Genomic DNA, 25,939 nt, shown 5'->3' on the forward strand with positions numbered 1-25,939 from the left:
CCGCCTCGCGCCCGCCCCGCGCGCGGCACCAACCCGCCACCGGCCCGCCACGGGCCCGGACGCACCGACGGCCGCCCATCCCCTCGGGGGACGGGCGGCCGTCGTCGTCGGCGCGACTACCAGCGGTCGTGCACGTGCGGGCGGATCGCCTCGTCGTAGATCTCGCGCAGCCCCTCGGCCGTCGCGTCGTCGATCGGCGCCAGGGCGGCGGCCCCGGCGTTGGCGCGGGCCTGCTCGGCGTTGCGCGCCCCGGGGATCACGGTGCTGACGCCCGGCTGGTCCACGAGCCACCGCAGCGCGAGCTGTGCGGTCGTGGCGCCGTCGGGCGTGAACCGCGCGACCCGCTGCGCCGCCTCGACACCGACGTCGAACGGCACCCCGGCGAACGTCTCGCCGACGTCGAACGCCTCGCCGTTGCGGTTGTACGTGCGGTGGTCGGACGCCGCGAACTCGGTGTCCTTGTCGTACTTGCCCGACAGCAGCCCGCTGGCCAGCGGCACGCGCGCGATGATGCCGACGCCGGCCTCCTGCGCGGCGGGCAGCACCCGCTCGAGCGGCTTGCGGCGGAAGATGTTGACGATGATCTGGATGCTCGCGACGTGCGGCCGCGCGATCGCGGTCAGCGCCTCCTCGACCGTCTCGACCGAGACGCCGTAGGCCGCGACACGGCCCTCCTCGACGAGCGTATCCAGCGCGTCGTACACCGCGTCGCGGGAGAAGACCTCGGTCGGCGGGCAGTGCAGCTGCACGAGGTCGAGCGTGTCCACGCCCAGGTTGGTGCGCGAGCGGTCCGTCCACCCCGGAAGGCGTCGAGCGTGTAGGCGTCCGGCACGTGGGGGTTGGAGCGGCGACCCATCTTGGTGGCCACCGTCAGCTCCGCACCCGCGGACCGCTCGGCGAGGAACCGCCCGATGAGCTTCTCGCTGCGCCCGTCGCCGTACACGTCCGCGGTGTCGAGGAACGTCACCCCGGCACCGACCGCGGCGTCGAGCACCGCGAGCGCGTCGTCCTCGACGACCTCGCCCCAGTCGCCGCCCAGCTGCCAGCACCCCAGCCCGATGACGCTGACCGAGCGTCCCGTCCGTCCCAGAACCCGTGTCTCCATGGGCGGGGACGCTACCGTGACGGGCGGACCCCCGCTCGAGGCAGGCGAGAGCCAGGAGGCGCCGTGGCGCACCCGCGGATGTACGACGACGCCGACCCGGCCCTCACGCGACTGCGTCCCCTGGCGCTCGCGTTCCCGGAGGCGGTCGAGGTCGAGGCGTGGGGCCGCCCGACGTTCCGCGCCGGCCGCAAGATCTTCGCCGTGTACGGCGTCACGGACGACTTCCCGCAGGCCCTGGTGTTCAAGCCCGATCCGGACGAGCGGCCCGCGCTCGTCGGGGACGCGCGGTTCTTCGCGCCGCCCTACTTCGGTCCCGGTGGCTGGCTCGCGCTCGACCTCGCCGTGCACGACGCCGACTGGGACGAGGTCCGCGAGCTCCTCGACTCCTCCTACCGGCAGGTCGCGCTGGTGCGGATGGTGCGCGCGCTCGACGCCGCGTCCGCCGACGGCGCCGCGTCCCCCGTGCCCGACGACGCCGCGCCGCCCGCGGCGCCGTCCACTCCCACGACCACCCCCTCGACCACCGCACCGCACCCTGCCCAGGAGCCCTCATGACCTCGACCGTCGCCGTGACCCGCGTAATCCCGCTGCCGCTGACCGAGGCGTGGGAGCTCGTCGTCGACCCCCGCCACCACGCTCGGTGGATCCCGCTCACCCGGATCTCCGTCGACGGCCTGCCCGTCGGCGTCGGGTCGCAGGTCCGGGCGGTCTCCGGGCCGTTCACCGACCGCGGCGTGCCCGGGCTGCTGGACACGATGCGCGTGGACGTCTTCGACCCGCCCACCCTGGCCACCCCGGCGAGGCGCAGTTCACCAAGCTCGGCCCGGTGCTGCTCGGCTCGGCCGGCATCTACGCCGCCGGGGTCGACGACGGCCGCACCGCGGTCACCTGGACCGAGACGGTGCACCTCGCCGGCCCGCTGCCGCGGGCGCTGACGGCCGCCGTGATCGCGCCGGTCATGCACCTCATGCTGCGGTTCGCGCTGTACCGGGTCGGCCGTGACGCCGCCCGCAGGCGGCTCTGAGGGCGACGCAACGGATCGTCGCGCCCCGGCACTAAGGCGCAACGATCCGACGCCGAGGACGCAACGACGCGACGGGTCGTGCCGCCCATGCCGTCCCTACGCTGGGGGAGCCTGCGACGACGCGGCGCCGTACCTGCCCGCAGCACCTCGGAGGACCCCATGCCCGTCGCCACCCCGCGTCACTACCTCATGTGCGAGCCCGTGCACTACACGGTCAGCTACGAGATCAACCCGTGGATGGACGTCACCCGGTCGACCGACAGCGAGCTCGCCGTCCGCCAGTGGCGCGTGCTGCGGGACACCTTCGTCGCGCTCGGGCACACGGTCGACACGATCGACCCGGTCCGCGGCCTGCCGGACATGGTCTACGCCGCGAACGGGGCGACCGTCGTCGACGGCGTCGTGTACTCGGCGAAGTTTCGCTACCCCGAGCGCGCCGCGGAGGGCCCCGCGTACCAGAAGTGGTTCGCGGACCGCGGGTACGTCACGCACACCGCCGCCGAGACCAACGAGGGCGAGGGCGACCTGCTCACCGTGGGCGACGTCATCCTCGCCGGCAGCGGCTTCCGGACCGACCCGGCCTCGCACGCCGAGGCGCAGGAGCTGTTCGGCCGACCGGTGATCTCCCTCGAGCTCGTCGACCCGCACTACTACCACCTCGACACCGCCCTGACCGTCCTCTCGAGCGACCCCGCGCACCCGCTCGTCGCGTACTACCCGCCGGCGTTCTCGACCGGGTCCCGCGCGGTGCTCGAGCGGATGTACCCCGACGCCGTCATCGCGACCGAGCGGGACGCCGTCGCCCTCGGCCTCAACGCGGTGAGCGACGGACGGCACGTCGTCGTCGCCCCCGGTGCGGTGGACCTCGCGGCGGCGCTGCGCGAGCGCGGCTTCGAGCCGATCCCGGTCGACACCAGCGAGCTGCTCAAGGGTGGCGGTGGCGCGAAGTGCTGCACCCTGGAGGTCCGCGGGGGCCGCGGTGACCGTCGCACCGATCGCGAGCACCGCGCCCGGCCACCTCGCGCACAACTACCATCCGCTGCCGGTCACGCTCAGCGGCGGTGAGGGCGCGTGGGTGCACGACGCCGCCGGTCGGGAGTACCTCGACCTGCTCGCCGGGTACTCGGCGCTGAACTTCGGGCACCGTCACCCGGCGCTGGTCGCGGCGGCGCAGGCCCAGCTCGACCGGCTGACGCTCACGTCCCGCGCGTTCGACCACGACCTCCTGCACCCCTTCGCCGACCGCCTCGCCGCCCTCACCGGCACGCAGATGGTGCTGCCGATGAACACCGGCGCGGAGGCGGTGGAGACCGCGATCAAGGCGGTGCGGAAGTGGGGCTACGAGGCTTGCGGTGTGAAGGCGGGGAGCGCCTCCATCGTCGTCGCCGACGGCAACTTCCACGGCCGCACCACGACCATCGTGTCGTTCTCCACCGACCCCGACGCCCGGCGCGGCTTCGGGCCGTACACGCCCGGCTTCCGGACCGTGCCGTTCGGCGACGCGGCCGCGCTGGCCGCGGCGATCGACGACACCACGGTCGCGGTGCTGCTCGAGCCGATCCAGGGCGAGTCCGGCGTCGTCGTGCCGCCCGACGACTACCTGCCCGCCGTCCGCGCGGCGTGCGACGACACCGGGGTGCTGCTCGTCGCCGACGAGATCCAGTCCGGCCTCGGGCGCACCGGCACGACACTGGCGTGCGAGCTGTGGGGCGTCGTTCCCGACCTCGTGCTGCTCGGGAAAGCACTCGGCGGCGGGATCCTGCCGGTGTCGGCGGTCGTCGGGCGCGCGGACGTGCTCGGTGTGCTGACGCCGGGCACGCACGGCTCGACGTTCGGCGGCAACCCGCTGGCGTGCGCCGTCGGGCTCGCCGTCGTCGGGCTCTTGGAGACCGGCGAGCACCAGGCCTGCGCCCGGACGCTCGGCGCGCACCTGCAGTCCCGGCTCGCTGCGCTCGTGGACGAGGGGCTGCTGGCCGGCCACCGCGGCGTCGGCCTGTGGGCCGGGATCGACGTCGATCCCGCATGGGGCACCGGGCGCGACCTGTGCGAACGACTGCTCGAGCGGCGCGTGCTCGCGAAGGACACCCACGGGTCGACCATCCGCCTCGCGCCGCCGCTGACCATCGCACCCGACGACCTCGACTGGGGCCTCGACCAGCTCACCGCGACCCTGCGCGCCCGCTGAGCCGGATCCGGATCCGCGGCCTGCCCACCCGCTCGGGCGGCGGACCACGGTGGCACCGTGTGTGCGGGAGCATGGGCGGATGATGCTCGACGCACTCGACGAGGCGATCCTCCACGAGCTGGGCCGCGACGCGCGCTCGAGCTACGCCGACATCGGCGCCGTCGTCTCCCTGTCCGCCCCGGCGGTCAAGCGACGCGTGGACCGGCTCCGGGCGAGCGGCGTGATCCGCGGGTTCACCGTCCGGCTCGAGCCGTCGGCGCTGGGCTGGGAGACCGAGGCGTACGTCGAGCTGTTCTGCTCCGGACCCACCAGCCCGGGCACCATGCGGTCCGCGGTCGAGCGGTACCCCGAGGTCATCTCCGCGAGCACCGTGACCGGCGAGGTCGACCTCCTGCTGCATCTGCGTGCGCGCGACATGCGGCACCTCGAGCGGGTCATCGAGCGCCTGAACGCGGAGAGCTTCGTCGCCCGGACGCGGTCGACGATCGTGCTGTCACCCCTCGTACGCCGGGCCGACGTCGAGGGGCTGCCGCACGACTGACCGCGTCAGCGGTACAGGTCGCCGATGTCCCGGACGCGGCCGCGGGGTGCGAGGCGGGTGGCGCCGCCCTGCGCGCTCTGGGTGGCCTCCTCGCAGCGCCGGGTCACGACCATGACCGGGCACGCGGAGTGGTGCAGCACGGCCTGGCTGGTCGACCCCATGAGCAGCCCCGCGAAGCCGCCCCGGCCGCGCGACCCGACGACGATCAGGTCGGTCGCGGTCGAGAACTCCGTGAGCAGCTCCGCCCCCGTGCCGTCGAGCACGTGCCGCTTGACCTGCACGCCTGGGGTGTCCGCGAGCACCCGCTCGATGACGACGTCGAGCCCCTCGGCGACGTCGCGCAGCACCGCCTCGTGGTCGACGGCGGCCGGCAGCCACGCGAGGAGCCCCGAGCCCGACCCGACCGGCACCCCGGCGACGGCGGTCAGCTCGGCGCCCCACGCCTTCGCCTCGCGGATCGCGTGCCGCAGGGCGACGTCGGACGACGGCGAGCCGTCGACCCCGACGACGATGCGGCGCACCGGCTCGACCGGCACGGGCTCCCCGGGTCGGCGCCGTCGGGCCGGGCGGGGACGACGACCGTCGGGCAGTAGGAGTGCGCGGGCAGCGCGGAGGACACCGTGCCCAGCAGCCGGTCCGCGAACCCGCCGCGGCCGCGCGTGCCGACGACCGCCATCCGGGCGGACCGGGACATCTCGACCAGCACCGCCGCGGCGTCGCCGGTGACGACCGACGCCGTCGAGCTCACGCCCAGGCCCTGGGCGCGCGCCTGCGCCTCGGACAGGACCGCCTTGGCGCCGGCCTGGATCGCGGTGTCGTCGAGCGCGGCGTAGCCGCCGTCCAACGACGCCGCGGTGAACGCGGGCAGCGCGTAGGAGCACACCAGCTTGAGCGCCCAGCCGTGCGTCCGCGCCTCGGCAGCCGCCCAGTCCAGCGCGTGCAGACTGGCGGCCGATCCATCGACACCGACCAGGACCACGTCGTCGTGAGTCATCGCTACCTCCCGGTTGAGCTGAGTGGACCCTCTCAGCCCGGACGCCCCGCGACAAGCACCCGGACGGTGCAGATCCATGGAGACTCATTTTACTACTACCTGACCTTGCCTTTCCCCTGTTAGGACGCCCAGAACCGCCCCGCACACAGGTCGTTCCCGGGACCGCACGGCGTCCGGGCGCGACGGCCGGAAGCCCGGTCAGGCGGCGGCGTCGCTCGCCAGGTAGGCCGTCCACGACGGGTCCGCACGCACGCTCGCGGACAGCAGCGCCGCAGCGCCGCGGGGAGCACGCGGCGTGAAGGACAGCTCCCAGCCGAGCTCGGACAGCAGGCGGTTGGACTTGCGGTTGTTGCACCGCCCGCACGCGGCGACGACGTTCGTCCACTCGTGGCGGCCGCCGCGGGACCGCGGGTGCACGTGGTCGACCGTGTCGGCCGCGCCACCGCAGTAGGCGCACCGGTGCCCGTCCCGCAGCAGCACCGTGCGCCGCGTCGGCGGGACGGTGCGGCGCATGGGCACGTGCACGTAGCGGGTCAGGCACAGCACCAGCGGCACGGGCAGGGCGGAACGCTCGGAGTGCAGGAGCCGGTCGTCGGCCTCGAGGACCGTCGCCTTGCCGGTGAGCACCAGGAGGACCGCACGGTGCATGCTGACCACGCACAGCGGCTCGAGGCTCGCGTTGAGCAGCAGCGACCGGCGGGGCGGCGCTGCGGGCATCAGCACGATCGGCTCCAGACCAGGTCATCGGACCCGTCTGGCTGACCGGGCCCGGCTGGGACAGTGCAAGCGCTGCCAGCGTAACCGCCCGGGGCGCGCGGACGGGATCAATTCGGCGGACGGTCGCTCAGCACGTCGTGCGCGCCCGCTCCGCTCCCCGCGCTCCTGCTCCTCCTGCTCGCCGGCGCGCGACGGCGCCGGGGGTTCGGCCGGCCGTGTGCCGCGTGGGGAGAGCGCTCACCCGTGCGCGCCCCGGCGAGCGACACGTTCATCTTCGCTTTCCACGTGGTCCTACACCCGTTCATGGCAGACTCCCAGGCTGTGCCTCAAAGGGGAGAGCGCTCCCCTTCAGTGAACCGGAGAGCCGACCCGGGCGGACGAGTGCCGCACGGTCGGACCACCACCATCCGACCCGACCGAAGGACCCTGACCGTGCACCAGCTGACCCGCATGGCGGCCGCCGTCGCCGCCACCACCCTCCTGCTGACCGCCTGCAGCGACAGCACCGCGACCGAGACCGACGCCGAGCCCGCCGCCTCCGGCGACTCGTCGGGCGGCACCCTCGTCGTCTACACGAACTCCAACGCCGACGGACGAGCGGAGTGGCTCGACGAGCAGGCGAGCGCGGCCGGCTTCGACATCGAGGTGGTCGGGCAGGGCGGGGGTGACACGACGAACAAGATCCTCGCGGAGGCCAACAACCCGGTCGCGGACGTCGTCTTCGGCCTCAACCACATGTACTTCTCCCAGCTCGTCGGGGCCGACACGATCGAGCCGTACACGCCCGCGTGGTCCGACGAGGTGGACCCGGACCTCGCCGACCCCTCCGGGGAGGGCTACTTCTGGCCACTCATCCAGCAGGGCATCGTCCTGGCGTACAACGCCGACGTGTACACGCCCGAGGAGGCTCCGCAGGACTGGACGGACCTGTGGACCGACGAGCGGTTCCAGGGTCGCTACGAGACGGTCGACGGTCTGGGCGGCGCGACCACCCAGCTCATCTTCGCCGGCATCCTCGACCGCTACCAGGACCCGGACGGCGACCTCGGGGTCTCCGACGAAGGCTGGGAGCACATCCAGGGGTACTTCGAGCACGGCAACCCGTCGGTGCCGGAGACCGACCTGTACCTGCGCATGGCGGAGGGCGAGGTCGACATGGGCCAGATGTTCACCTCCGGGATCCCCTCGCGCGAGGCCGAGTACGGCGTGGACTCCGCGGTCATGGACCCCGAGGTCGGCATCCCCTTCGCCGTCGAGCAGATCGCTCTGGTCAAGGGCACAGACCAGGCCGAGGAGGCCGGTGCGTTCATCGACTGGTTCGGCAGCGCGGAGACGCAGGCGGCGTGGTCGGCGGAGTTCGACTCCATGCCGGTCAACGAGGGCGCAATCGCCGAGGCGGACCCGGAGATCGTCGAGTTCCACGAGAACCTCGAGCAGCAGGACATCGACTGGGAGTTCGTGGCCGAGAACATCGCGTCCTGGATCGAGAAGGTCGAGCTCGAGTACGTCCCCTGATCCACCTCGTGCCGGGGCGCCCCGAGCGCCCCGGCACGACCCCGCCCCGCCCCGGCACGACCGCCGAGCGCACGACCGCAAGCCGCACGAGCACCGAGACCCGAAGGGCGTCGCCATGATCCGGTACGAGGACATCGAGGTGACCTACGGGGACTTCGTCGCCATCCCGCAGCTGAACCTGCAGATCGAGGAGGGTGAGTTCTTCACCCTGCTGGGCCCGTCGGGCTGCGGGAAGACGACGGCGCTGCGCACCCTCGCCGGCTTCGTGGAGCCGAGCGCGGGTGACATCTACGTCGACGGGAAGGCCGTGACCCGGCTCCCCAGCGACAAACGCCGGGTGGGCATGGTGTTCCAGAACTACGCCCTGTTCCCGTCGATGGACGTGTGGGAGAACATCGCCTTCGGGCTGAAGGTGCGCAAGGTCGGCAAGTCGGAGCGCGAGCGCCTCGTGCGGGACGTCGCCCACCGGGTCGACCTCTCCGAGACCCAGCTGGAGAAGAACCTCGCCGAGCTGTCCGGTGGGCAGCAGCAGCGGGTCGCCATCGCCCGCGCCCTGGTGCTGCAGCCCAAGATCCTGCTGCTCGACGAGCCGTTGTCCAACCTCGACGCCAAGCTGCGGCACCAGCTGCGCGGCCAGCTCAAGGGGCTGCAGGCCGAGTTCGGCATCACCACCGTCTACGTCACGCACGACCAGGACGAGGCCCTGACCATGTCCGACCGCATCGCGGTGTTCAACACCGGACGCGTCGAGCAGGTCGGCACCCTCAGGAGATCTACGACGCCTCGACCACCGAGTTCGTCTGCACGTTCATCGGGGACGGCTCCCGGCTGACGCCGGAGCTCGTCGCCCGCCTCGACCCGTCGGGCACCCGGCTGGACCCCCGCCGGGTGTCCTTCGTGCGGCTGGAGAAGGTCGACCTCCTGCCCGCCGGCGTCGCCCCCGCGCCGGACCGCTGCGCCGTGGAGGGCGTCGTCGCGTCCGCGGCCTACCACGGGTCGCACACCACCTACACGGTCGAGTCGTCCGGTGCGGAGGTCAAGGTGCTCTACCAGGAGGCCGGGCGTCCCCGTCCGGCGGTGGGCGAGCGGGTGACCCTCACCGTCGACCCGGCGAACGTCCTGCAGTACGACGCCACCGACGCCGCCCCGGCGGGGGCGACGTCGTCGGGGTCGACGACGGCGTCGTCGGCCACCACGGCGCGGACGGCGCCGACGGCGACCCGGGCCGGCACGCGGTGACGCGCACGTCGGTGCGCAGCATGCTGCGCTCCCCTTCGTCCTCGTGGTCCTCGCAGTGCTGACGTGGGTGGTCGTGGCGTTCCTGGTGTGGCCGAACGCCAACCTGCTCCGCGAGACCTTCTTCCCCGGCGGGCAGTTCTCCGGCCGGGCGCTCGAGAAGCTCGCCTCCTCCGACCGCGCCATGAAGTCGCTGCTCAACAGCTTCCTGCTCGCGATCGCCCTGGCGGTGACCACGAACGTCGTCGGCGTCTTCATCGTCCTGGTGACCCGGTACTTCGCCGTGCGCGGACGCCGGATCCTGTGGCTGGGCTACGCGACGACGTTCATCTACGGCGGCATCGTGCTGGCCGCCGGCTACAAGTTCATCTACGGCGAGGACGGGATCGTCACCGACCTGCTGCTGCGGCTCATGCCGGGCCTGGACCCCGGGTGGTTCACCGGGTTCTTCGCGGTGCTGTTCGTGATGACCTTCGCGACGACCACCAACCACCTGCTGTTCCTGTCCCCCGCCCTGGCCCGCGTCGACCAGCAGACGATCGAGGCGGCCAGGAACATGGGCGCCGGGACGTGGACCATCCTGTGGCGCGTGGTGCTGCCGATGCTGCGGCCCATGCTGTTCGCCATCACGATCCTGTCCTTCCTCACCGGCCTGGGTGCGCTCTCCGCGCCGCAGGTGCTCGGTGGCCGGGACTTCCAGACCATCGCGCCGATGATCCTCACCTTCGCCGGGTCGCCCACCTCCCGGGACCTCGCCGCACTGCTCGCCCTCGTCCTCGGGGCGGCGACGATCCTCATGCTCGCGATCATGACCCGGGCGGAGAAGGGCGGGACGTACTTCTCCCTGTCCAAGGTGTCGACCAGCCTCGTGCAGCAGCCGATCCCGCACCGGGGGGCCAACGTCGCGGTGCACGTCGTGGCCTACGCGCTGTTCGCCGTGTACGTGCTGCCGGTCGTCCTCATCGTCCTGTACTCGTTCGTCGACTCGACCACCATCGCGACCGGCGCCTTCAGCGTCGACCGGATGTCCTTCGACAACTACGTGCGCGTGCTCGGGTCGGGGACCTCGCTGCGACCGTTCCTCGTCTCCATCGTCTACAGCGCGGCCGCCGCCGCGATCGTGGTCGGCGGCCTGCTGTTCGTCACCCGCATCCTGACCCGGTACCGCAACGTCGTCACGACGGTGGCCGAGTACCTCCTGCACATCCCGTGGATCCTGCCGGCCGCGATGATCGCGCTCGGCCTGATCATGAGCTACGACCACCCCAACCCCCTGGTCGCGAACGTCGTGCTCACCGGGACGCCGGTCATCCTGCTCATCGCCTTCGTGATCGTGAAGGTCCCGTTCACGCTGCGCCTGCTCAAGGCGGCGTTCGCCTCGGTGAACGCCTCGCTGGAGGAGGCCGCCACGCTCATGGGCGCCCGGACGCTCTACACCTTCCGGCGCATCCTCTTCCCCGCGGTGCTGCCGGCCGCCGCCGCGGTGTTCGCGCTCAACTTCAACTCCCTGCTCGACGACTACGACACCGCCGTCTTCCTCGCCCACCCCCTGTTCCAGCCCCTCGGGCTGATCATCAAGGCCAACACCGAGGGTGCCGCGAGCCTGGACGCGCGCGCCAACACGTTCGTCTACACCGTGCTGCTCATGATCATCACGGGCCTCACCATGTACCTCGTGTACGGACGGACCGCGGGCGGGCGCCGACCCCGGCGCGGCCGCACCCGGCCCACCGGACGCACCCAGCCCGTGGTCGCGTCACCGGTGACGGCCGGCGCGACGGCGGCGTCCACCACCGGCATGCTCGGCGGCGCCGCCGCCCCGCCGCCCGGGGCCGACCCCGCGCAGCCCGACGCGAGCGGACCGAGGACCGACGGACGGACGGACGGGTGACGTTCGGCCAGCCCCGGTTCGCGGCGGTCAACGCGGTGCTCAACCAGCGCGTCGATCTCGTCGGCACGCTCATCGTCGTCCACCGTGGCACCGCCGTCGGGTCGATCGTCGAGAACACCCCCGAGGCCGTTCTCGCGGCGGTCGCCTCCGGCGGGGACGTCGTCGAGATCGACGTCGTCGCCTCGACCGACGGCGAGCTGTTCGCCTTCCACGACGGCACCGAGCCACGGCTGCTCGGCATCACGGCGAACCTGCGCACGCTCACGGCCCGGCAGATCCGCGACCAGCGCTACGTCCACGTGGAGCGGCCGGGACGTCCGGCCCGGGTCGCCGGCCTGCTCGACCTGCTCGCCGCCGTGCCGGGCGGCACCCTGGTGAACGTGGACCGCTCCTGGGACGCGTGGCGGACCCTCCTGCCCGCGCTGGACACTCTCGACATGACCGGCCGGCTGCTGCTCAAGTGCCGCGCCGGCGACGAGGCGGCCGACGTGCTCCGGGCCCACCCGGTCAAGTACCCGTTCATGCCGATCTGCACCACGGTGGCCCAGGCGCACCAGCATCTCGACGACCCCGACCTCAACACGGTCGGCGTCGAGCTGATCGCCGGTGACGCCACCAGCCCGTTCCTGGACGCCGACGTCGTCGCGGGGCTGCACGCGCGCGGCGCCTTCGTCATGGTGAACGCCGAGGTCCTGGCCACCGGGCTCGACCTGTTCGCCGGCCACGACGACGAGCGCGCGGTCCTGGACTCGCCCGAGGCGGGGTGGGGGCCTCTCTTCGCGCTCGGCGTGGACATGATCCAGACCGACTGGCCCTGGTTGCTGCGCGACTACCGGGCCGCGCGGCAGCGTGTCCCCGTGGGCACATGACCGGGCCCGACGACGCCCCCGCGGCGGAGCTCCCGGACGACGCCGCCGCAACGGGCACAGCGGGCACGGCGGGCACGGCGGGCCAGCCCGGCAGCGGCCCGGGCGGCCCCACCCTCGAGGACGTCGCCGCCGCCGCCGGGGTCTCCCGGTCGTCGGTCTCCCGGGTCATGCTCGGGCAGAAGAAGGTCTCCGAGGACACCCGGACGAGGGTCTTCACCGCGGCCGACCAGCTCGGGTACGTGCCGAACATCCTCGCCTCCGAGCTCGCGTCGCGGGCGACGTCGACCATCGGGCTGCTCCTGCGCGACGCCGGCAACCCCGCCTACGGGCTGCTCTTCACCCAGCTCCAGGAGGCCGCGCACGCCGCGGGCCTCAACCTGGTGTCGATGACCATCACCGCCGACGACCGTGGCCGGCGCCAGGTCGCGTCGCTGCACCGGCTGATGGGGATGCGGGTCGCCGGGCTCATCGTGGCCACCGGCGGCGTGACCAGCGAGCAGCTCGAGCCGTTCCGCACCCGCATCCCCATCATGCGCGCCGGGCGGCCGGAGACGACACGGCACATCCACGCCGTCTCCTACGACGAGGTCCATGCCGGGCGCACCCTCGCCGGGCACGTCGCCGCGGCGGGGCACCGGTCCGTCGCCGTGCTCGTCACCGCGGAGGCCGCGTCCTACCCCGAGTACGTGCGCGCCACGACCATGGCCGCCGAGCTCGCCGCGCGCGGCGTCCGGATCACGCCGGTCCCGGTCGCCGTCGCCGGCGACGGCGTCGAGGCGGCGGTCCGGCTCGCCCGCGACGGCAGCGTCACCGCGATCCTGTGCCCGTCCGACCTCCGCCAGCTCGAGGTGCTCCGGGGCCTGGCCGCCCGCGGCATGTCCGCGCCCGACGACGTCTCGGTGTCCGGCTGCGACGGCATCCTGCCCGGCGCGGACCTGCTCGGGCTCACCACCTACCGGATGCCGGTCGAGGCGCTCGCGGCCCGGACCGTGACCCACATGAGCACGCTGATCGGTCCGGACCCACCCACCGGCGTCGTCCAGGAACGCCTCACCGGCACCCTCGTGCCGGGCCGGACCGTCGGCGCACCACCCCCGAGACCCCAGGACCCGTGATGACACCCCGCTCGGCCGAGCACCCCCGTCCTCGGCACTTCCTCGTCCACCTCTCCGACACCCACTTCGTCGCGCCGGGCGCGCTGCTGCACGGCACCTCCGACCCACGCGACCGCCTGACGGAGCTGCTCACGGGCCTGGAGGCCACCGGCGTCCCGCCCGAGGCGCTGATCTTCACCGGCGACCTGGCCGACCGCGGCGACGCCGACGCCTACCGGAGCCTGCGTGCCGTGGTGGAGCCGGTGGCCGACCGACTCGGGTCCCAGGTGGTCTGGGCGATGGGCAACCACGACGACCGGGAGGCCCTGCGCGAGGAGCTCCTGGGCGCCCCCGCCTCCGGCGCGCCGCTGGACCACGTCGTCATGCTCGGCGGCCTGCGGCTGATCGTGCTGGACAGCACGGTGCCCGGGTGGCACCACGGCGAGGTCGAGCCGGGCCAGCTCGACTGGCTGCGTGCGGTGCTCGCCGAGCCGGCGCCGGAGGGCAGCATCCTGGCGATGCACCACCCTCCGGTGCCGTGCGTGCAGGACCTCGCGACCGTCGTCGAGCTGCGGGACCAGGCGGTGCTGGCCGAGGTGCTGCGCGGCACGGACGTGCGCGCGATCCTCGCCGGCCACCTGCACTACTCGACGTCGGCGACGTTCGCCGGCATCCCGGTGTCGGTCGCCTCGGCCACCTGCTACACCCAGGACCTGCAGACCCCCGGCCGCGGGACCCGGGGGCGGGACGGTGCCCAGGCGTTCAACCTCGTGCACGTCTACGCGGACACCGTGATGCACTCCGTCGTGCCGATCGGCGACCACCCCACCGTGGGGCGCCACGTCGACGCGGAGGCGACCGACCGCCTGCTCGCCGAGGCCGGGGTGCACATCGCGTCCGCCGTCGCGCCGGACGCCACAGGTACCCCGACCCCGGACAGCGCGAGGCCCCGGGACACGGACGTGTCCCGGGGCCTCGTGTGAGCCGAGCGGAGGTCAGCCGACCCGGATGAAGGTCGGGTTGCTCTGCCAGATGGAGCGGACCTGGACCGACTTGCCCGGGCGGGGCGCGTCGATCTGCTTGCCGTCACCGAGGTAGATGCTGATGTGGCCCGGGGACCAGATGAGGTCACCGGCCTGGGCGTTGGCGCGCGACACGACCGTGCCCGCACCCTTCTGCGCACCCGACGTCCGCGGCAGGGAGATGCCCGCCTGGGCGAAGACGTAGGACGTGAACCCCGAGCAGTCGAACCCGGAGGGCGTCGTGCCGCCGGAGACGTACGGGACGCCGACGTAGCGCAGGGCGATCGACGCGATCGTGCTGCCGGCGGCCGACGCCGGTGCGCTGGCCGCAGCGGCCTCGACCGGCGCGGCCGGGGCCTCGGCAGCGGACGACGTCGCCGCACGCACCGGCTGCCGCGTGGTGGAGCGGGAGGCGGCCGCCGTGCTGCGGCGGGTCTCCCTCACCTCCACGACGGGCGCGGGCGGCGGCGGGGGCGGCGGGTCCTTGACGACGGTGACGGCGGGGACGTCCAGCGTCCACTGCGCGTCAGCGGCGACGGTGACGACGGGGGCCGTGGCGAGCGCCGCGCGAGCGGCAGCCGTCAGCGCCGAGGTGTCGACGGCCGGCAGGCTCGCCGACGCCGTCTCGGTCCCCGGCGCGGCGCCGGCCGGCGCGGCGATGGTCGAGACGACCAGACCCGCGGAGGCCGCGGCGACGGCGGTGCGACGGCCGACGACGGCGATCGAGCCGGTCGCGGCGTTCGCGAGGTCGGTCAGGGGGTAACCGGGCGGCGCGCAGCGCGATGCCGGGCGCGAGTGGTGCTCACGGACACGTGTGCCTCTCCTGTACGCCTACGAGGTCAGCTGTCGGGTTCGAGTAGGAGATGCACTCGGCCGGTCGGGCGTCTGGCGACGACCGCTCGGCTTCACCCCAAGGACGCCATCTCTGGCGCCCACGTGATCGGGTCCCCCGCCCCTGCCGGCGAGTCGTACGGAACCACGCGCGCCGGCAGGGTTAGGCGTGCCGCGCATGGGCTACCGCGGAGGAGGGTTCCGCGGAGCAGGCCGAACGTACCCGAGCCCGACCCCGAATGTCACGCTTCGGTCACGGTCAGATCACCGTGAGCGGGTGAATCGTGACCAAGCCCACGTGGGCGGGCGAGCGGGCCGCCGGTCGAGCGCCCCTCGCTCAGAGCGCGACGACGTCGTCGGCCCCCGCGGTGACGCCGGTGTCCACCGCCACCGGGGCGGCCACGAAGATGTGCCGCGCGACCTCGTCCGGCAGGTCCAGGACGACGTCGGCCCCGGGGGCCCCGACCGTCACCACGTGGGTGCTCGCCTCGACCGTGATGGTCTGGCCCGGGCGCACACCCGCGCCGGCGAGCCGGGCGAGCAGCTCGACGTCCGTCTGCAGCGGCTCCCCGAGGCGCTCGACGACGGCCGTCGTCCGCTGCCCGTCGAGCGGGGCGACGCTGCGCAGCGGCAGCACCCCCTGGAGGAAGTGCTCGTCCGGACGCTCCTCCCCGAGCTCCCCCAGCCCCGGGATCGGGTTGCCGTACGGCGAGTGGTGCGGGTGGTCGAGCAGGTCGAGCAGCCGCTTCTCGACGCGGTCGCTCATGACGTGCTCCCACCGGCACGCCTCCTCGTGCACGAACTCCCAGTCCAGCCCGATGACGTCGGTGAGCAGCCGCTCCGCGAGACGGTGCTTGCGCATGACCCGCATCGCCTTGAGGTGGCCGTCGTCGGTGAGCTCGAGGTGACGGTCGCCGCTGACCACGACCAGTCCGTCACGCTCCATGCGGGCCACAGTCTGCGACACCGTCGGGCCGGAGTGCCCCAGCCGCTCGGCGATCCGGGCGCGCAGCGGGACGATCCCCTCCTCGGCGAGCTCGTAGATCGTGCGCAGGTACATCTCGGTGGTGTCGATCAGATCGCTCACGTGCCGCCTCCAGGGTCCTTCACTCCGCTGGGTCCAGGCTACGGGAGGCGGCCCTCGGCCCGGGGCGGGCGGTTCGGCGCGCGCCCCGGCCAGCGCCTACGCTGCCCGGGTGCCCGCGGCCTCCGAGATCACCATCCCCGCCGACCTGCTCCCCGGGACGGCCGGTTCGGCTCCGGGCCCAGCAAGGTGCGCGCCGAGCAGGTCGCGGCCCTGGCCGCCGTCGGCGGGACGCTGCTGGGCACGTCGCACCGCCAGGCACCGGTCCGCCGGCTGGTGAGCCGGGTCCGCGAGGGGCTCGCCGACCTGTTCTCCCTGCCGGACGGCTACGAGGTCGTGCTCGGCAACGGCGGCTCGACGGCGTTCTGGGACGTCGCCACGGTCAGCCTCGTCCGCCAGCGCGCCCAGCACGCCGCGTTCGGGGAGTTCGGCGCCAAGTTCGCCTCCGCCACCACGCGCGCGCCGTTCCTCACCGATTCCTCCGTGCGCACAGCCGCACCGGGCTCGGTGGCCCTGCCCGAGCCCGAGGACGGCATCGACGTCTACGCCTGGCCGCACAACGAGACCTCGACCGGCGTCATGGCTCCGGTCCGGCGGGTCCCCGGCTCGCGCGAGCAGGGCGCGCTCGTCGTGGTCGACGCGACGTCGGCCGCGGGGGCCTCCCGGTCGACGTCGCCCAGACCGACGTCTACTACTTCGCCCCGCAGAAGAGCTTCGCGTCCGACGGCGGGCTGTGGCTGGCGCTGCTCTCGCCCGACGCCGTCGCGCGGGCCGAGGAGGTCGAGCGCAGCGGACGCTGGGTGCCGGAGTTCCTGTCGCTGACGACGGCGATCGCGAGCTCACGGCTGGACCAGACGCTCAACACCCCGGCCCTGGCGACCCTCGTGCTGCTCGCCGAGCAGGTCGACTGGCTGCTCGGCCACGGCGGGCTGGACTGGGCCACGCGGCGCACCGCCGAGTCGGCCGGGATCCTCTACGGCTGGGCGCAGGACCGGGACTGGGCGACGCCGTTCGTGCCCGACCCCGCCCTGCGCTCGCACGTCGTGGGCACCGTCGACCTGGCCGACGGCGTCGACGCCGCCGCGGTGTCGGCGGTCCTGCGGGCGCACGGCGTCGTCGACGTCGACCCCTACCGCAAGCTCGGCCGCAACCAGCTCCGGGTCGCCATGTTCCCTGCGGTGGACCCGGCCGACGTGCAGGCGCTGACCGCGTGCGTCGACCACGTCGTGGACCGGCTCGGCTGAACCCGTGCTGCCCCCGGCGCTGACCCCGGTGCTGCCGTGACCGCGGACCCGCTGCCGACGACGCCGGCCCACGCACCGCGGCGACGCTTCGCGGCCCTCCCCGGCGCGCCATGAGCGCGACCGGCTCACGCTCTCGCTGGACACCTACTTCATCGCCTGGGGCTGGTTCCTCTACAGCTTCTCCCCCGCGATCCCGCTCATCGCCGCCGAGCAGAGGATCTCGGGGGCGCAGGCCGGCCTGCACGGCACCGCGATGGCCGTCGGGACGGTCGCGTCCGCGTTCCTCAGTGCCCGCCTCGTCGGGAGGCTGGGACGCCGCGGCGCACTGCTCGTCGCCGGCGGCGTGCTCGTCACCGGGATCGTCGTGCTGCTGCTCGGGCAGGTGACGGCCCTGACCCTCACCGGGGCGCTCGTCACGGCGCTCGGCGGCACGCTCGCCGTCTCGGCCGCGCAGCCCGCGCTCGCCGTGCACCACGGCGAGGCCAGCGCCTCGGCGGTGTCCGAGGCCAACGGCATGGGGGCGCTGTTCGGGCTGGTCGCCCCGCTCGCGCTCGGGACGAGCGTCGCAGCCGGCTGGGGCTGGCGGCCCGCCGTCGCCATCGCGGTCGTCCTCATGGTCGTCGCGTGCGTGCTGGTGACCCGGCTGCCCGCGCGCGGGGCCCTCGGGCATCCCGAACCACCGCCGCCTCCTGCGGCCGACGCCGCGCCTCGCGCAGCGGCCGACGCCGCACCGCAGGCCGCCACCGAGCGGGTGCCGGCCACGCGGCGGTACTCCCGGGCGTACTGGCTGTTCTGGTGCGCGCTCATCGCGGCGGTCGCCATCGAGAACGCGACGACCTTCTGGGTGGCCGACCTGGTCGCGGAGCGGACCGGCGCCGGGCCGGGGATCGCGACCGGCGCCCTGGCCGGGCTGGTCGGCGGGATGGCGGTCATGCGGTTCGCGGTCGGCGCGCTGCTGCGCCGGTGGTCCGCCGAGACGCTGCTGGTCGCGGCGTTCGCGCTGTCCTCGCTGGGGTGGCTCACGACGTGGACGGCGACGTCGACGCCCGTCGCCCTCGCGGGCCTCCTCCTGGCCGGGCTCGGCTACGGCGCGCAGTACCCGCTCGCGATCGCGCTCGTGCTCCGGGCGTCGAGCGGACGACCAGACCAGGCACAGGCCGGGTCGTCCCTCGGGGTCGGGCTCGCGATCGGTGCGGCGCCGTTCGCGCTCGGCGCGCTGGCGGACGCGGTCGGCACCCGCGCCGCCTTCGTCCTCGTCCCGGCCCTCATGGCCGTCGGAGCGACGACGGTCCTGCTGGGCCGCCGGGCGGCGCGGCGCGGCTGACCGCCGAGCCGCCCGGCGCGGCCGCACGGCACGCCTGCAGGGCACATCTGGCGCGGCGCCACGACTGCGTGGTGCCTCCGAGACGACGACGGGCCGTGCGCGGTGTGCGCACGGCCCCGTCGAGTCGCCCCTCAGGGGCGCAGGATCACTCGGTGGCGCCGGCCTGGCGGTTGCGGCGGGCCAGCATGACGGCGGCGGCCCCGCCGACGATCAGCGCGCCACCGCCCAGGGCGATCGGCAGGCCGGTCGCGCCCGTCTCGGCCAGCACACCCGACTCGGCGCGGTCGGTGGAGCGGCTCGGGGTCTCGGGCGCGGGCAGCACGCCGCTCTCCTCGCACGGGTAGTCGACCGTGACCGTGGTCGCCGGCGTCGTGGCGAAGACGAGGGTCGCGTCCGCGGTGTTCCCGGCCGGCCACGTCAGCGTGCCGGAGAGCGGCTGCCCCGGGAGGGCGGTGCCGTTCCACGTGAGGTCGACCGTCGAGCCGGTGGCGCCCTCGACCGAGTAGACGATCTCGGCGCTGCCGTCCGGGCACTCGGCCTCGGCGGCGACGCGGGACTGGCAGGTCTCGCCCGGGACGTAGCCGTCGCCCGGCTCGCACAGCGGCAGCGTGGCGGCGGACGCGGAGGTACCCGCAAACCCGCCGACGGCGAACATCGTGGCGGCGACAACGGTGAGTGCGCGGCGCATCAGGACCCCCAGGACAAGCAGAAACTTCGGACAAGTAGGACGAGTGTGGCACGACGCCGGCCTCGGTGCGTACGGCACGCGGGTGAAACGCGGTGGGCCCGGCGCGCCCGGGCCGTCCCCCGTCAGGGGGCGGCGCACCCGCTCGGCGCGGCGCTCCGGCCCGGCGCCGTCGTCGTCGGCGTGCTCCACACCTCGACCTCGGCACCGCGCGCCGGGGCGGTGACGGTGAAGCGGTACGTGGCGGTCTGCCCGGCCGTCAGCGTCTCGGAGACGATCTCGACGTCGCGGCCGGCGATCGTCGTCCCCGGTGCGCCGATGAAGTCCTCCCCGCGGCGGACCTGCGTGATGGCGCCGTCGACCGGTGAGTAGACCGAGACGCGCAGCCGGAGGGAGCCGACCTCGACCCCGTGCTGCCGTCCCCGACGACGTAGTACGGCAGGTCGTCGGCGTCGGCCGGCAGCGTCGAGGTCAGCGTGAGCGCGACGTCCATGGTCAGCTCGCCGCCGTCGCAGCGGGCGTTCTCGACGCTCACGTCGCTGCGCAGGAAGGTGTCGGTCTTCCACCCCGACGTGTTGTCGAGGAAGACGCCGACGGCGCCATCGTGACCGCCGGTGAGGAGCGCGCCGTCGATCGCGCTCCCCGTGATGAGTCCCTGCTCCTCGGGGTGGGTGGACCAGACCGAGAGCCGCCGCTCGTCGGTGGCGCGCATCAGCGCGTCGATGAGGTCCGCCGGGTCACCGGCACCGGCGGCGAGCGCCTCGAACGTCGCCGACGCCGCCGCGGCGAAGAAGGCGTCGGACTCCTGCGGGTCGGACTGCTCGGCGTACGCGTCGAGCAGCAGGGTCTGCACGAGGGTGTCGGGCGTGAGGACGTCGCCGTCGGGGTGGCGGACGTCGCCCGTGGCGTCCAGCACGTAGGCCAGCGCGACCGGGTCGACGAGCACGACGCCGTCCACGCTCTGCCCGGTCGCCTGGCGCCACATCTCCGCGGCGAGCTCTCCGACGCGCGGCGTCTCGGGCAGCATCACCGTGTTCTGGATGTACCGCCCGAGCTGGTCGGTCCCGATCGCGAGCTCGGGGTCGCTCAGGGGCAGCACGGGCTCCGACCAGCGCGGCAGGTCCCTCGTCGAGGCCTGGTCGGTCAGGGTGAGCCGGCCGTCGTCGGCCGTGACGAGCGCCATCGCGCCCACGATGCCGCCCTGCGTGCGCAGCTCGCCGGAGTTGAGGAACAGGGTGAGGTACTGGCGTGGGCCGTCGGCGCCGAGCATCGGCGGCAGGGCCGACGCGAGCCGGGACGCCGTGTCCAGCACCGACGTCGCGGTGGACAGGCCGCGCTGGAGCTCCACGACCGGACCGACCAGCGGGCCGTGCAGCGCCCCGGGGTCGAGCGCCCCCACGTCGCGCCCGACGCGCTCGGCGACCGCCGACGCGGACTGCAGCGCGGGGGCGGCGGCGACCAGCGGAGCGAGGTCCACCCGACCGTCGACCGGCCGCAAGGACGACGGGTCGAGCGAGTCCGCGACCTCGGCGAGCGGGGTCAGGGCGCCGCTCGCGAGCCGGTCGACCCCCGCGGCCACGGTGCGCACCGCGGCCGCGTCGACCCCCACCAGCGGCAGCCGCTCCGCGATCCACCACGCCGGGCCGGACGTCGCCCGCTCGGCGCGGGCGGCGTCGCGCTGGATGCGGTCGGCGGCCGCGGGGAGCCCGCCCGTCCGGCCGGCGCGGACGTCGGCCTCGACCTGCCGGACGTCGTCGGCCACGGACCGCAGCGATGTCGCGGCCTCGAAGGCGCGCAGCCCGATCCACGCGGTGACCACGACCAGCGCGACCACGAGCGCGAGCAGGACGAGCACCACGAGCCGCCGTCGGGACCGTCGCGGGCGGTCGCCGACGGGCCGGCCCTCCGCGGACGCGGTCCCCGCCGTGCTGTCCGTCGCGCGCTCCACGCCGGAGAGCCTCGCACACGCGGCCGCTGCGTCAGCCGGCGTACGTCCGACGCCGGACGCACGCCGGGGCGTCGGGGCGTCGGGGCGTCGGGGCGTCGGGGCGAGCGTCAGGCGGCGCTGGAGGCGTCCCGCGCCTCCTGCGCGCCGAGCCGACGGGCGGTCTCGGCCCGGGCCTCGGTCTCCGACTGGTCCACGAGCGGGACGTCGAGGTAGGTCACCTCCAGGTGCGGGCGCTGCAGCAGGCGGTACCGGACCTGCAGGTGCCAGTGGCGGATCGCCCACACCGCCGCGCCGGACGCCACGAGCAGCGCGGAGACGGCGCCGATGCCGATCGCCCAGCGGGCCCCGAAGTGCTCGCCCACCCAGCCGACGATGGGCGAGCCGATCGGTGTCGCGCCGAGGAACACCATCATGTACAGCGCCATCACCCGGCCGCGCATGGCCGGCTCGGTGCTCATCTGGATGGTGGAGTTGGCGGCCGTCATCATCGTCAGCGACGCGAGCCCGACCGGGATGCACGCGACCGCGTACGAGGGGTACGTGGGCATGAGGGCCATGACGCCGCTCGTGATGCCGAAGGCGAACGCCGAGCCGATGACGAGCCGGACGCGAGGTCGCTCGCGGCGGGCCGCGAGCAGGGCGCCGGTGAGCGAGCCGATCGCCAGGACCGACCCGAGGATCCCGTACTCGCTCGCGCCCTTGCCGAACTCGGTGCGGGCCATGAGCGCGCTGGTGAGCTGGAAGTTGAGCCCGAACGTCGACACCACGCCGACGACGACCATGATCACGACGATGTCGCTCCGGCCGCGCACGTAGGCCAGCCCGGCCCGGATCTGGCCCTTCTCGTGCCGCTTCGCGCGTGGCATGGGCTGCAGCTCGGACGACCGCATCTGGGTGAGCGCGAAGATCGTCGCGGCGAAGGACAGCCCGTTGACGATGAACACCCAACCGGTGCCGACCGCGGCGATCGCCAGGCCGGCGACGCCGGGACCGATGAGGCGAGCGGCGTTGAACGACGCGCTGTTGAGGCCCACGGCGTTCGACAGCTTCTCGGCCGGCACCATCTCGGCGACGAAGGTCTGGCGCACCGGGCCGTCGATGGCGGTGACCACGCCGAGCAGCCCGGCGAACACGTAGACGTGCCACAGCTCGGCATGGCCGGACAGCACCAGCGCGCCGAGCCCGAGGGCGAGCACCGCCTGCGCCGCCTGGGTCAGGCACAGCAGCAGACGGCGGTTCATGCGGTCGGCGAGCACCCCGGCGGGGACGGACAGGAACAGGACCGGCGCGAACTGCAGCGCGGTGACGACCCCGACGGCGACACCGGACTCGTCCGTCAGCGTCGTGAGGACCAGCCAGTCCTGGGCGACGCGCTGCATCCAGGTGCCGATGTTGGCCACCAGGGCGCCGGCGAACCACAGGCGGTAGTTGAAGTACCGCAGCGAGGAGAAGGTGGGGCTCATGCGGTCGCGACTCTCCGGAGGATCTCGGCGGCCTCGGCGAGCGTCGCGCGCTCGGCGGGGGTGAGCTCGGCCAGACGCTGGGACAGCCACGCGTCGCGGCGGCGGCGGGTCTCGCGGACCTCCCGCTCACCGGCCGCGGTGATCGTGACGACGACCTGGCGGCCGTCGGTCGGGTGCTCGGACCGGCCGACGAGGCCCGCCTCGACGAGGCGCGCCACGGTCCGCGTCATCGACGGCGGCTGGACGTGCTCCCGGTCGGCGAGCTCGCGGGGGGTCAGCGGACCCTGCTTGGACAGCGCGGCGAGCACCGAGTACTGGCCGTCGGTGATCTCCTCGCTGCTGCGCTCGAGGCGCAGGCGCCGCACGGAGCGGATGAGCGCGACCCGCAGCTCGCCGGCGAGGGTCCCCGGACGGCACTGCGCCGCCGTGGCGCCGGCCGCGCCGGTGCCCGACGGCACCGTGGACGTGCCGTCGGCTGAGGTGGTGGAGGGCATGTGCTTAGCGTAGGTCATTACCTTGGGTAACGACCTGGCGAGTGGGTGACCCGCCGCTGTGATCCCCCGCACGGCCCCCACGGCCATCGGTCACCGGCCCGTACGCTCGTCGGGTGGACCAGGCCGACGCGCGCCCTGCGCCCGTCGCCGCTCACCCGCCGACGGGTGTCGAGCCGACCTCTCGACCGACGACTGCCGGATCGACGGTGCTCCCCGCACGGCTGGGCGGGCCGCGAAGGGCTTCTCCCGCCCCTGGCTGGCCGCGCTGGCGATCTACACGCTGCTGATCGCGTTCGTCGTCGGCTGGCCCACCCCGGTGGACGCCCGTTTCAACGACCAGATCTACGCAGAGCTCCACCGCGTGCGCGCGGCCGGCTGGCCGGGCTGGTTCACCTACGACTTCCTCGAGCGAGCGGCGAACGTCGCGATGTTCGTGCCGCTCGGGTTCCTCATCACCCGCGTGACACGCCGCTGGTGGTGGGGGTGCTCATCCCGGCGGCGCTCTCCGGCACGGCCGAGCTCTCGCAGCTCGTGCTGCGCCCGGAGCGGTTCGCGACCTGGGTCGACGTCGCCACGAACACCTCCGGGGCCGCGTTCGGCGCGGCGCTCGCGGTGGTGGTCATGGCGATCACGGGGCGAGGTGGACCGAGGAGCCGAGCGTGGCGCCGTCGTCGGGCACGCAATCGGGGCCGCGGACGCGCGGAGAGGATCGCCCGGTGAACCGGTGCCGGCGCCGAGTGGCCGGGACGTCGCCTCAGGGGCCGAGGAAGATCTGCGAGCACAGCATCGCCTCGCCGTCGAGCACGCAGCCGATGCCGATGCGGTCGACCTCCTCGCTGAGCAGGTTCGCCCGGTGCCCAGGTGAGCCCATCCACGCCTCGACGACCTCGTCGGCCGGCACGGTCGCGCGGCTGAGGTTCTCGGCGGCGCGGGTCGCGGGGGCGCACGCCTCGAGCACGGGGTCCATGGGGGCGTGCTCGAGCCCGGCGCTGCCACGGAGGTCCTCCGCGCGCGCGAGCCCGGCCTCGACCGCGCAGTCCGAGCCGGTCAACTCGGGCAGGCCCTCCTCGGCGCGCACCGCGTTCGTCCCGGCGACGAGGGCGTCGGCGTAGACCTGCGGGTCGTTGGACTCCGAGCCGTCGACCCGAGGGACGTCCACGCTCGCCGACTCGGCGGCGTCGGCGGGTGCCGAGGCCGTGGTGGTGGGGCCGGGCGTCGTCGTGCAGCCCGACAGCACGCCTGCGCCCAGGACGAGCGCCGCGGCGACCGCGACGCCCGTCCGGGCACCGGCGACCATCAGGGGCGACCGAGGGCCCGGTAGGTCCACCCGGCGGCGCGCCACGCGGCCGGGTCGAGCACGTTGCGGCCGTCGACGATGTTGCGCGTGCGCACCACGGCGCCAAGCTTCTCGGGGTCCAGCTCGCGGTACTCGGTCCACTCGGTGGCGAGCAGCACGACGTCGGCGCCGGTCGCGGCCTCCTCGGCGGTCGCCGCGAACGCGAGGTCGGGCCACTTGGCGCGCGCGTTCTCGATCGCCTCGGGGTCGGTCACCACGACGCGGGCACCCTGCAGCTGCATCTGCGCCGCGACGGACAGCGCCGGGGAGTCGCGGACGTCGTCGCTGTTCGGCTTGAACGACGCACCGAGGACCGCCACCCGGCGGCCGACGATCGAGCCGTCGCAGACCTCGCGCGCGAGGTCGACCGTCCGCACCCGGCGACGCATGTTGATCGAGTCGACCTCACGCAGGAAGGACAGCGCCTGGTCGACGCCGAGCTCCCCGGCGCGGGCCATGAACGCACGGATGTCCTTGGGCAGGCACCCGCCGCCGAACCCCAGGCCGGCGTTGAGGAACCTGCGGCCGATGCGGGCGTCGTGCCCGATGGCGTCGGCGAGGCTCGTGACGTCGGCACCGGTCGCCTCGCACAGCTCGGCCATCGCGTTGATGAACGAGATCTTGGTCGCGAGGAACGAGTTCGCGGCGACCTTGACGAGCTGGGCGGTGGCGAAGTCGGTGACGATGAGCGGGATGCCCTCCGACAGCGGCGTCGCGTAGACCTCGTCGAGCGCGGCCTTGGCACGCTCGCCGGCCTCGCCCTCCGGGACGCCGTACACGAGGCGGTCCGGGTGCAGGGTGTCCTGCACCGCGAAGCCCTCGCGCAGGAACTCCGGGTTCCACACCAGGGTCGCGGTCGAGCCGGCCTCGCGGAGGCGCTCAGCCAGCCGCTCGGCCGTGCCCACCGGGACGGTCGACTTGCCGACGACGAAGTCGTCCGCGCCGAGGTAGGGCAGCACGCCCTCGATCGCGGCGTCGACGTAGGCGAGGTCCGCCCCGAACTCCCCGCGCTTCTGCGGCGTGCCGACGCAGATGAAGTGCACCTGCGCACCGGCGATCTCGCTCATGTCGGTGGTGAACCGCAGCCGCCCGCTCTGCGCGGTGTCGGCGAGCAGCTCGGGCAGGCCCGGCTCGAAGAACGGCGCCTGGGCGTTCGACAGCGCCTCGACCTTGGTCGCGTCGACGTCCACGCCGACGACGTCGTGCCCCAGCTGGGCCATGGCGGCGGCGTGCACCGCGCCCAGGTAGCCGCAGCCGATGACGGAGATGCGCATGTGTGTGTCCCCTGTGTGGAAGGTGAAAGGCGCCCCGAGTCTAGGCCGGGGTGGCGGCGGACC

Annotated in this window: 26 protein-coding genes, 2 pseudogenes and 1 riboswitch; of the genes and pseudogenes, 16 read left to right on the plus strand and 12 right to left on the minus strand. The window is 74.0% G+C overall.

Translation table 11 applies throughout. The annotated features are described in order from the left end of the window. Positions 1-116 precede the first annotated feature (116 nt). Positions 117-1,105: pseudogene (locus REH70_RS16180) on the minus strand (aldo/keto reductase). A gap of 63 nt (positions 1,106-1,168) precedes the next feature. Between REH70_RS16180 and REH70_RS16185 the strand changes: the two are divergent. The 5 genes from REH70_RS16185 (at position 1,169) to REH70_RS16205 (ending at position 4,855) form a co-directional block, all read left to right on the plus strand. Beyond that, positions 1,169-1,660, plus strand: a complete 492-nt coding sequence (locus tag REH70_RS16185) for an MmcQ/YjbR family DNA-binding protein (protein ID WP_310748842.1) — start codon at positions 1,169-1,171, stop codon at positions 1,658-1,660. Between the two features lie 271 nt (positions 1,661-1,931). Next, complete coding sequence (locus tag REH70_RS16190; RefSeq protein WP_310748845.1) at positions 1,932-2,129, plus strand: hypothetical protein; 198 nt, start codon at positions 1,932-1,934, stop codon at positions 2,127-2,129. 159 nt (positions 2,130-2,288) lie between these two features. Beyond that, entirely contained in the window at positions 2,289-3,194 is a 906-nt protein-coding gene (gene ddaH / locus REH70_RS16195; protein WP_310748848.1) for a dimethylargininase, read from the plus strand. After that, positions 3,109-4,314: an ornithine--oxo-acid transaminase gene (gene rocD / locus REH70_RS16200; RefSeq protein ID WP_310748850.1), complete on the plus strand. Its 1,206-nt coding sequence runs from the start codon at positions 3,109-3,111 to the stop codon at positions 4,312-4,314. Before ddaH ends, rocD begins: the two co-directional genes overlap by 86 nt. 79 nt (positions 4,315-4,393) lie before the next feature. Further along, positions 4,394-4,855: an Lrp/AsnC family transcriptional regulator gene (locus tag REH70_RS16205; protein ID WP_396134559.1), complete on the plus strand. Its 462-nt coding sequence runs from the start codon at positions 4,394-4,396 to the stop codon at positions 4,853-4,855. A gap of 5 nt (positions 4,856-4,860) precedes the next feature. Here the strand turns inward: REH70_RS16205 and REH70_RS20840 are convergent, their stop codons facing one another. The 3 genes from REH70_RS20840 to REH70_RS16215 form a co-directional block, all read right to left on the minus strand. Further along, on the minus strand, positions 4,861-5,376 hold the full coding sequence (locus REH70_RS20840) for a universal stress protein (RefSeq protein ID WP_396134560.1): 516 nt from the start codon (positions 5,374-5,376) through the stop codon (positions 4,861-4,863). Beyond that, the gene (locus REH70_RS20845; protein WP_396134561.1) at positions 5,280-5,849 is read right to left on the minus strand and encodes a universal stress protein; all 570 of its coding nucleotides are present in this window, start codon (positions 5,847-5,849) and stop codon (positions 5,280-5,282) included. Before REH70_RS20845 ends, REH70_RS20840 begins: the two co-directional genes overlap by 97 nt. Before the next feature lie 198 nt (positions 5,850-6,047). Further along, on the minus strand, positions 6,048-6,566 hold the full coding sequence (locus tag REH70_RS16215; RefSeq protein ID WP_310754358.1) for an HNH endonuclease: 519 nt from the start codon (positions 6,564-6,566) through the stop codon (positions 6,048-6,050). A 432-nt stretch (positions 6,567-6,998) separates the two neighbouring features. Here REH70_RS16215 and REH70_RS16220 point away from each other — a divergent pair, with 432 nt between their 5' ends. The 7 genes from REH70_RS16220 to REH70_RS16245 all read left to right on the plus strand — a co-directional run bounded on the left by REH70_RS16220 (position 6,999) and on the right by REH70_RS16245 (position 14,154). Next, positions 6,999-8,081 (plus strand): extracellular solute-binding protein, encoded by a 1,083-nt coding sequence (locus REH70_RS16220; RefSeq protein WP_310748852.1) that lies wholly within the window; start codon positions 6,999-7,001, stop codon positions 8,079-8,081. Positions 8,082-8,196: 115 nt separating this feature from the next. Then, positions 8,197-8,913, plus strand: coding sequence for an ABC transporter ATP-binding protein (locus tag REH70_RS20850; protein WP_396134562.1), 717 nt, complete (start codon positions 8,197-8,199; stop codon positions 8,911-8,913). Positions 8,914-8,969: 56 nt separating this feature from the next. Continuing rightward, a complete protein-coding gene (locus tag REH70_RS20855) occupies positions 8,970-9,320 on the plus strand; it encodes a TOBE domain-containing protein (RefSeq protein ID WP_396134563.1) in 351 nt (116 codons plus the stop codon). A gap of 43 nt (positions 9,321-9,363) precedes the next feature. Next, positions 9,364-11,208 carry an ABC transporter permease subunit gene (locus REH70_RS16230; RefSeq protein ID WP_310748854.1) on the plus strand — a complete coding sequence of 615 codons (1,845 nt, stop codon included), beginning with the start codon at positions 9,364-9,366 and terminating at the stop codon, positions 11,206-11,208. Continuing rightward, positions 11,205-12,077, plus strand: a complete 873-nt coding sequence (locus REH70_RS16235; RefSeq protein WP_310748856.1) for a glycerophosphodiester phosphodiesterase family protein — start codon at positions 11,205-11,207, stop codon at positions 12,075-12,077. Before REH70_RS16230 ends, REH70_RS16235 begins: the two co-directional genes overlap by 4 nt. After that, the gene (locus REH70_RS16240) at positions 12,074-13,192 is read left to right on the plus strand and encodes a LacI family DNA-binding transcriptional regulator (protein WP_310748858.1); all 1,119 of its coding nucleotides are present in this window, start codon (positions 12,074-12,076) and stop codon (positions 13,190-13,192) included. The genes REH70_RS16235 and REH70_RS16240 overlap by 4 nt, the downstream gene beginning before the upstream one ends. Then, the gene (locus tag REH70_RS16245) at positions 13,192-14,154 is read left to right on the plus strand and encodes a phosphodiesterase (protein WP_310748860.1); all 963 of its coding nucleotides are present in this window, start codon (positions 13,192-13,194) and stop codon (positions 14,152-14,154) included. Before REH70_RS16240 ends, REH70_RS16245 begins: the two co-directional genes overlap by 1 nt. A 12-nt stretch (positions 14,155-14,166) precedes the next feature. Here REH70_RS16245 and REH70_RS16250 read toward each other — a convergent pair whose 3' ends face one another. After that, the gene (locus tag REH70_RS16250; RefSeq protein WP_310748862.1) at positions 14,167-14,637 is read right to left on the minus strand and encodes a C40 family peptidase; all 471 of its coding nucleotides are present in this window, start codon (positions 14,635-14,637) and stop codon (positions 14,167-14,169) included. Positions 14,638-14,746: 109 nt separating this feature from the next. On the opposite strand from REH70_RS16250, the gene REH70_RS16255 reads away from it, so the two are divergent. After that, complete coding sequence (locus tag REH70_RS16255; protein WP_310748864.1) at positions 14,747-14,956, plus strand: hypothetical protein; 210 nt, start codon at positions 14,747-14,749, stop codon at positions 14,954-14,956. A gap of 50 nt (positions 14,957-15,006) precedes the next feature. After that, a riboswitch (cyclic di-AMP (ydaO/yuaA leader) is annotated at positions 15,007-15,204 on the minus strand. Positions 15,205-15,361: 157 nt separating this feature from the next. On the opposite strand, the gene REH70_RS16260 is transcribed toward REH70_RS16255, so the two are convergent. After that, complete coding sequence (locus tag REH70_RS16260; protein ID WP_310748866.1) at positions 15,362-16,111, minus strand: iron dependent repressor, metal binding and dimerization domain protein; 750 nt, start codon at positions 16,109-16,111, stop codon at positions 15,362-15,364. Positions 16,112-16,238: 127 nt separating this feature from the next. Here REH70_RS16260 and serC point away from each other — a divergent pair. Both serC and REH70_RS16270 read left to right on the plus strand, forming a co-directional pair. Further along, positions 16,239-17,352 (plus strand): annotated as a pseudogene (gene serC / locus REH70_RS16265) (phosphoserine transaminase). 151 nt (positions 17,353-17,503) lie between these two features. Beyond that, entirely contained in the window at positions 17,504-18,676 is a 1,173-nt protein-coding gene (locus tag REH70_RS16270) for an MFS transporter (protein ID WP_310754360.1), read from the plus strand. A 145-nt stretch (positions 18,677-18,821) separates the two neighbouring features. On the opposite strand, the gene REH70_RS16275 is transcribed toward REH70_RS16270, so the two are convergent. From REH70_RS16275 to REH70_RS16290, 4 genes are all read right to left on the minus strand, one after another. Next, positions 18,822-19,364, minus strand: coding sequence for an LPXTG cell wall anchor domain-containing protein (locus REH70_RS16275; protein WP_310748868.1), 543 nt, complete (start codon positions 19,362-19,364; stop codon positions 18,822-18,824). Positions 19,365-19,620: 256 nt separating this feature from the next. Beyond that, a complete protein-coding gene (locus REH70_RS16280; RefSeq protein WP_310748870.1) occupies positions 19,621-21,309 on the minus strand; it encodes a DUF4012 domain-containing protein in 1,689 nt (562 codons plus the stop codon). 107 nt (positions 21,310-21,416) lie between these two features. Continuing rightward, positions 21,417-22,772, minus strand: coding sequence for an MFS transporter (locus tag REH70_RS16285; RefSeq protein WP_310748872.1), 1,356 nt, complete (start codon positions 22,770-22,772; stop codon positions 21,417-21,419). Beyond that, positions 22,769-23,266: a MarR family transcriptional regulator gene (locus tag REH70_RS16290; protein ID WP_310748874.1), complete on the minus strand. Its 498-nt coding sequence runs from the start codon at positions 23,264-23,266 to the stop codon at positions 22,769-22,771. Before REH70_RS16290 ends, REH70_RS16285 begins: the two co-directional genes overlap by 4 nt. A gap of 474 nt (positions 23,267-23,740) precedes the next feature. Here REH70_RS16290 and REH70_RS16295 point away from each other — a divergent pair, with 474 nt between their 5' ends. Then, positions 23,741-23,986 carry a hypothetical protein gene (locus REH70_RS16295; RefSeq protein ID WP_310748876.1) on the plus strand — a complete coding sequence of 82 codons (246 nt, stop codon included), beginning with the start codon at positions 23,741-23,743 and terminating at the stop codon, positions 23,984-23,986. A gap of 34 nt (positions 23,987-24,020) precedes the next feature. Here the strand turns inward: REH70_RS16295 and REH70_RS16300 are convergent, their stop codons facing one another. Both REH70_RS16300 and REH70_RS16305 read right to left on the minus strand, forming a co-directional pair. After that, positions 24,021-24,563: a CAP domain-containing protein gene (locus REH70_RS16300; RefSeq protein ID WP_310748878.1), complete on the minus strand. Its 543-nt coding sequence runs from the start codon at positions 24,561-24,563 to the stop codon at positions 24,021-24,023. Beyond that, entirely contained in the window at positions 24,563-25,876 is a 1,314-nt protein-coding gene (locus REH70_RS16305; protein ID WP_310748880.1) for a UDP-glucose/GDP-mannose dehydrogenase family protein, read from the minus strand. Before REH70_RS16305 ends, REH70_RS16300 begins: the two co-directional genes overlap by 1 nt. Positions 25,877-25,939: the final 63 nt, after the last annotated feature.

It is taken from the genome of Cellulomonas sp. ATA003 (genome assembly GCF_031582905.1).
GTDB lineage: Bacteria > Actinomycetota > Actinomycetes > Actinomycetales > Cellulomonadaceae > Pengzhenrongella.

What these genes read in the sequence shown, in the direction of transcription:
- REH70_RS16300 (WP_310748878.1), bottom strand. Translation starts at nt 24,563, where the DNA reads ATGGTCGCCGGTGCCCGGACGGGCGTCGCGGTCGCCGCGGCGCTCGTC.
- REH70_RS16215 (WP_310754358.1), bottom strand. Translation starts at nt 6,566, where the DNA reads ATGCCCGCAGCGCCGCCCCGCCGGTCGCTGCTGCTCAACGCGAGCCTC.
- REH70_RS16245 (WP_310748860.1), top strand. Translation starts at nt 13,192, where the DNA reads ATGACACCCCGCTCGGCCGAGCACCCCCGTCCTCGGCACTTCCTCGTC.
- REH70_RS16305 (WP_310748880.1), bottom strand. Translation starts at nt 25,876, where the DNA reads ATGCGCATCTCCGTCATCGGCTGCGGCTACCTGGGCGCGGTGCACGCC.
- REH70_RS16205 (WP_396134559.1), top strand. Translation starts at nt 4,394, where the DNA reads ATGATGCTCGACGCACTCGACGAGGCGATCCTCCACGAGCTGGGCCGC.
- REH70_RS20850 (WP_396134562.1), top strand. Translation starts at nt 8,197, where the DNA reads ATGATCCGGTACGAGGACATCGAGGTGACCTACGGGGACTTCGTCGCC.
- ddaH (WP_310748848.1), top strand. Translation starts at nt 2,289, where the DNA reads ATGCCCGTCGCCACCCCGCGTCACTACCTCATGTGCGAGCCCGTGCAC.
- REH70_RS16240 (WP_310748858.1), top strand. Translation starts at nt 12,074, where the DNA reads ATGACCGGGCCCGACGACGCCCCCGCGGCGGAGCTCCCGGACGACGCC.
- REH70_RS20845 (WP_396134561.1), bottom strand. Translation starts at nt 5,849, where the DNA reads ATGACTCACGACGACGTGGTCCTGGTCGGTGTCGATGGATCGGCCGCC.
- REH70_RS16285 (WP_310748872.1), bottom strand. Translation starts at nt 22,772, where the DNA reads ATGAGCCCCACCTTCTCCTCGCTGCGGTACTTCAACTACCGCCTGTGG.
- REH70_RS16275 (WP_310748868.1), bottom strand. Translation starts at nt 19,364, where the DNA reads ATGCGCCGCGCACTCACCGTTGTCGCCGCCACGATGTTCGCCGTCGGC.
- REH70_RS16290 (WP_310748874.1), bottom strand. Translation starts at nt 23,266, where the DNA reads ATGCCCTCCACCACCTCAGCCGACGGCACGTCCACGGTGCCGTCGGGC.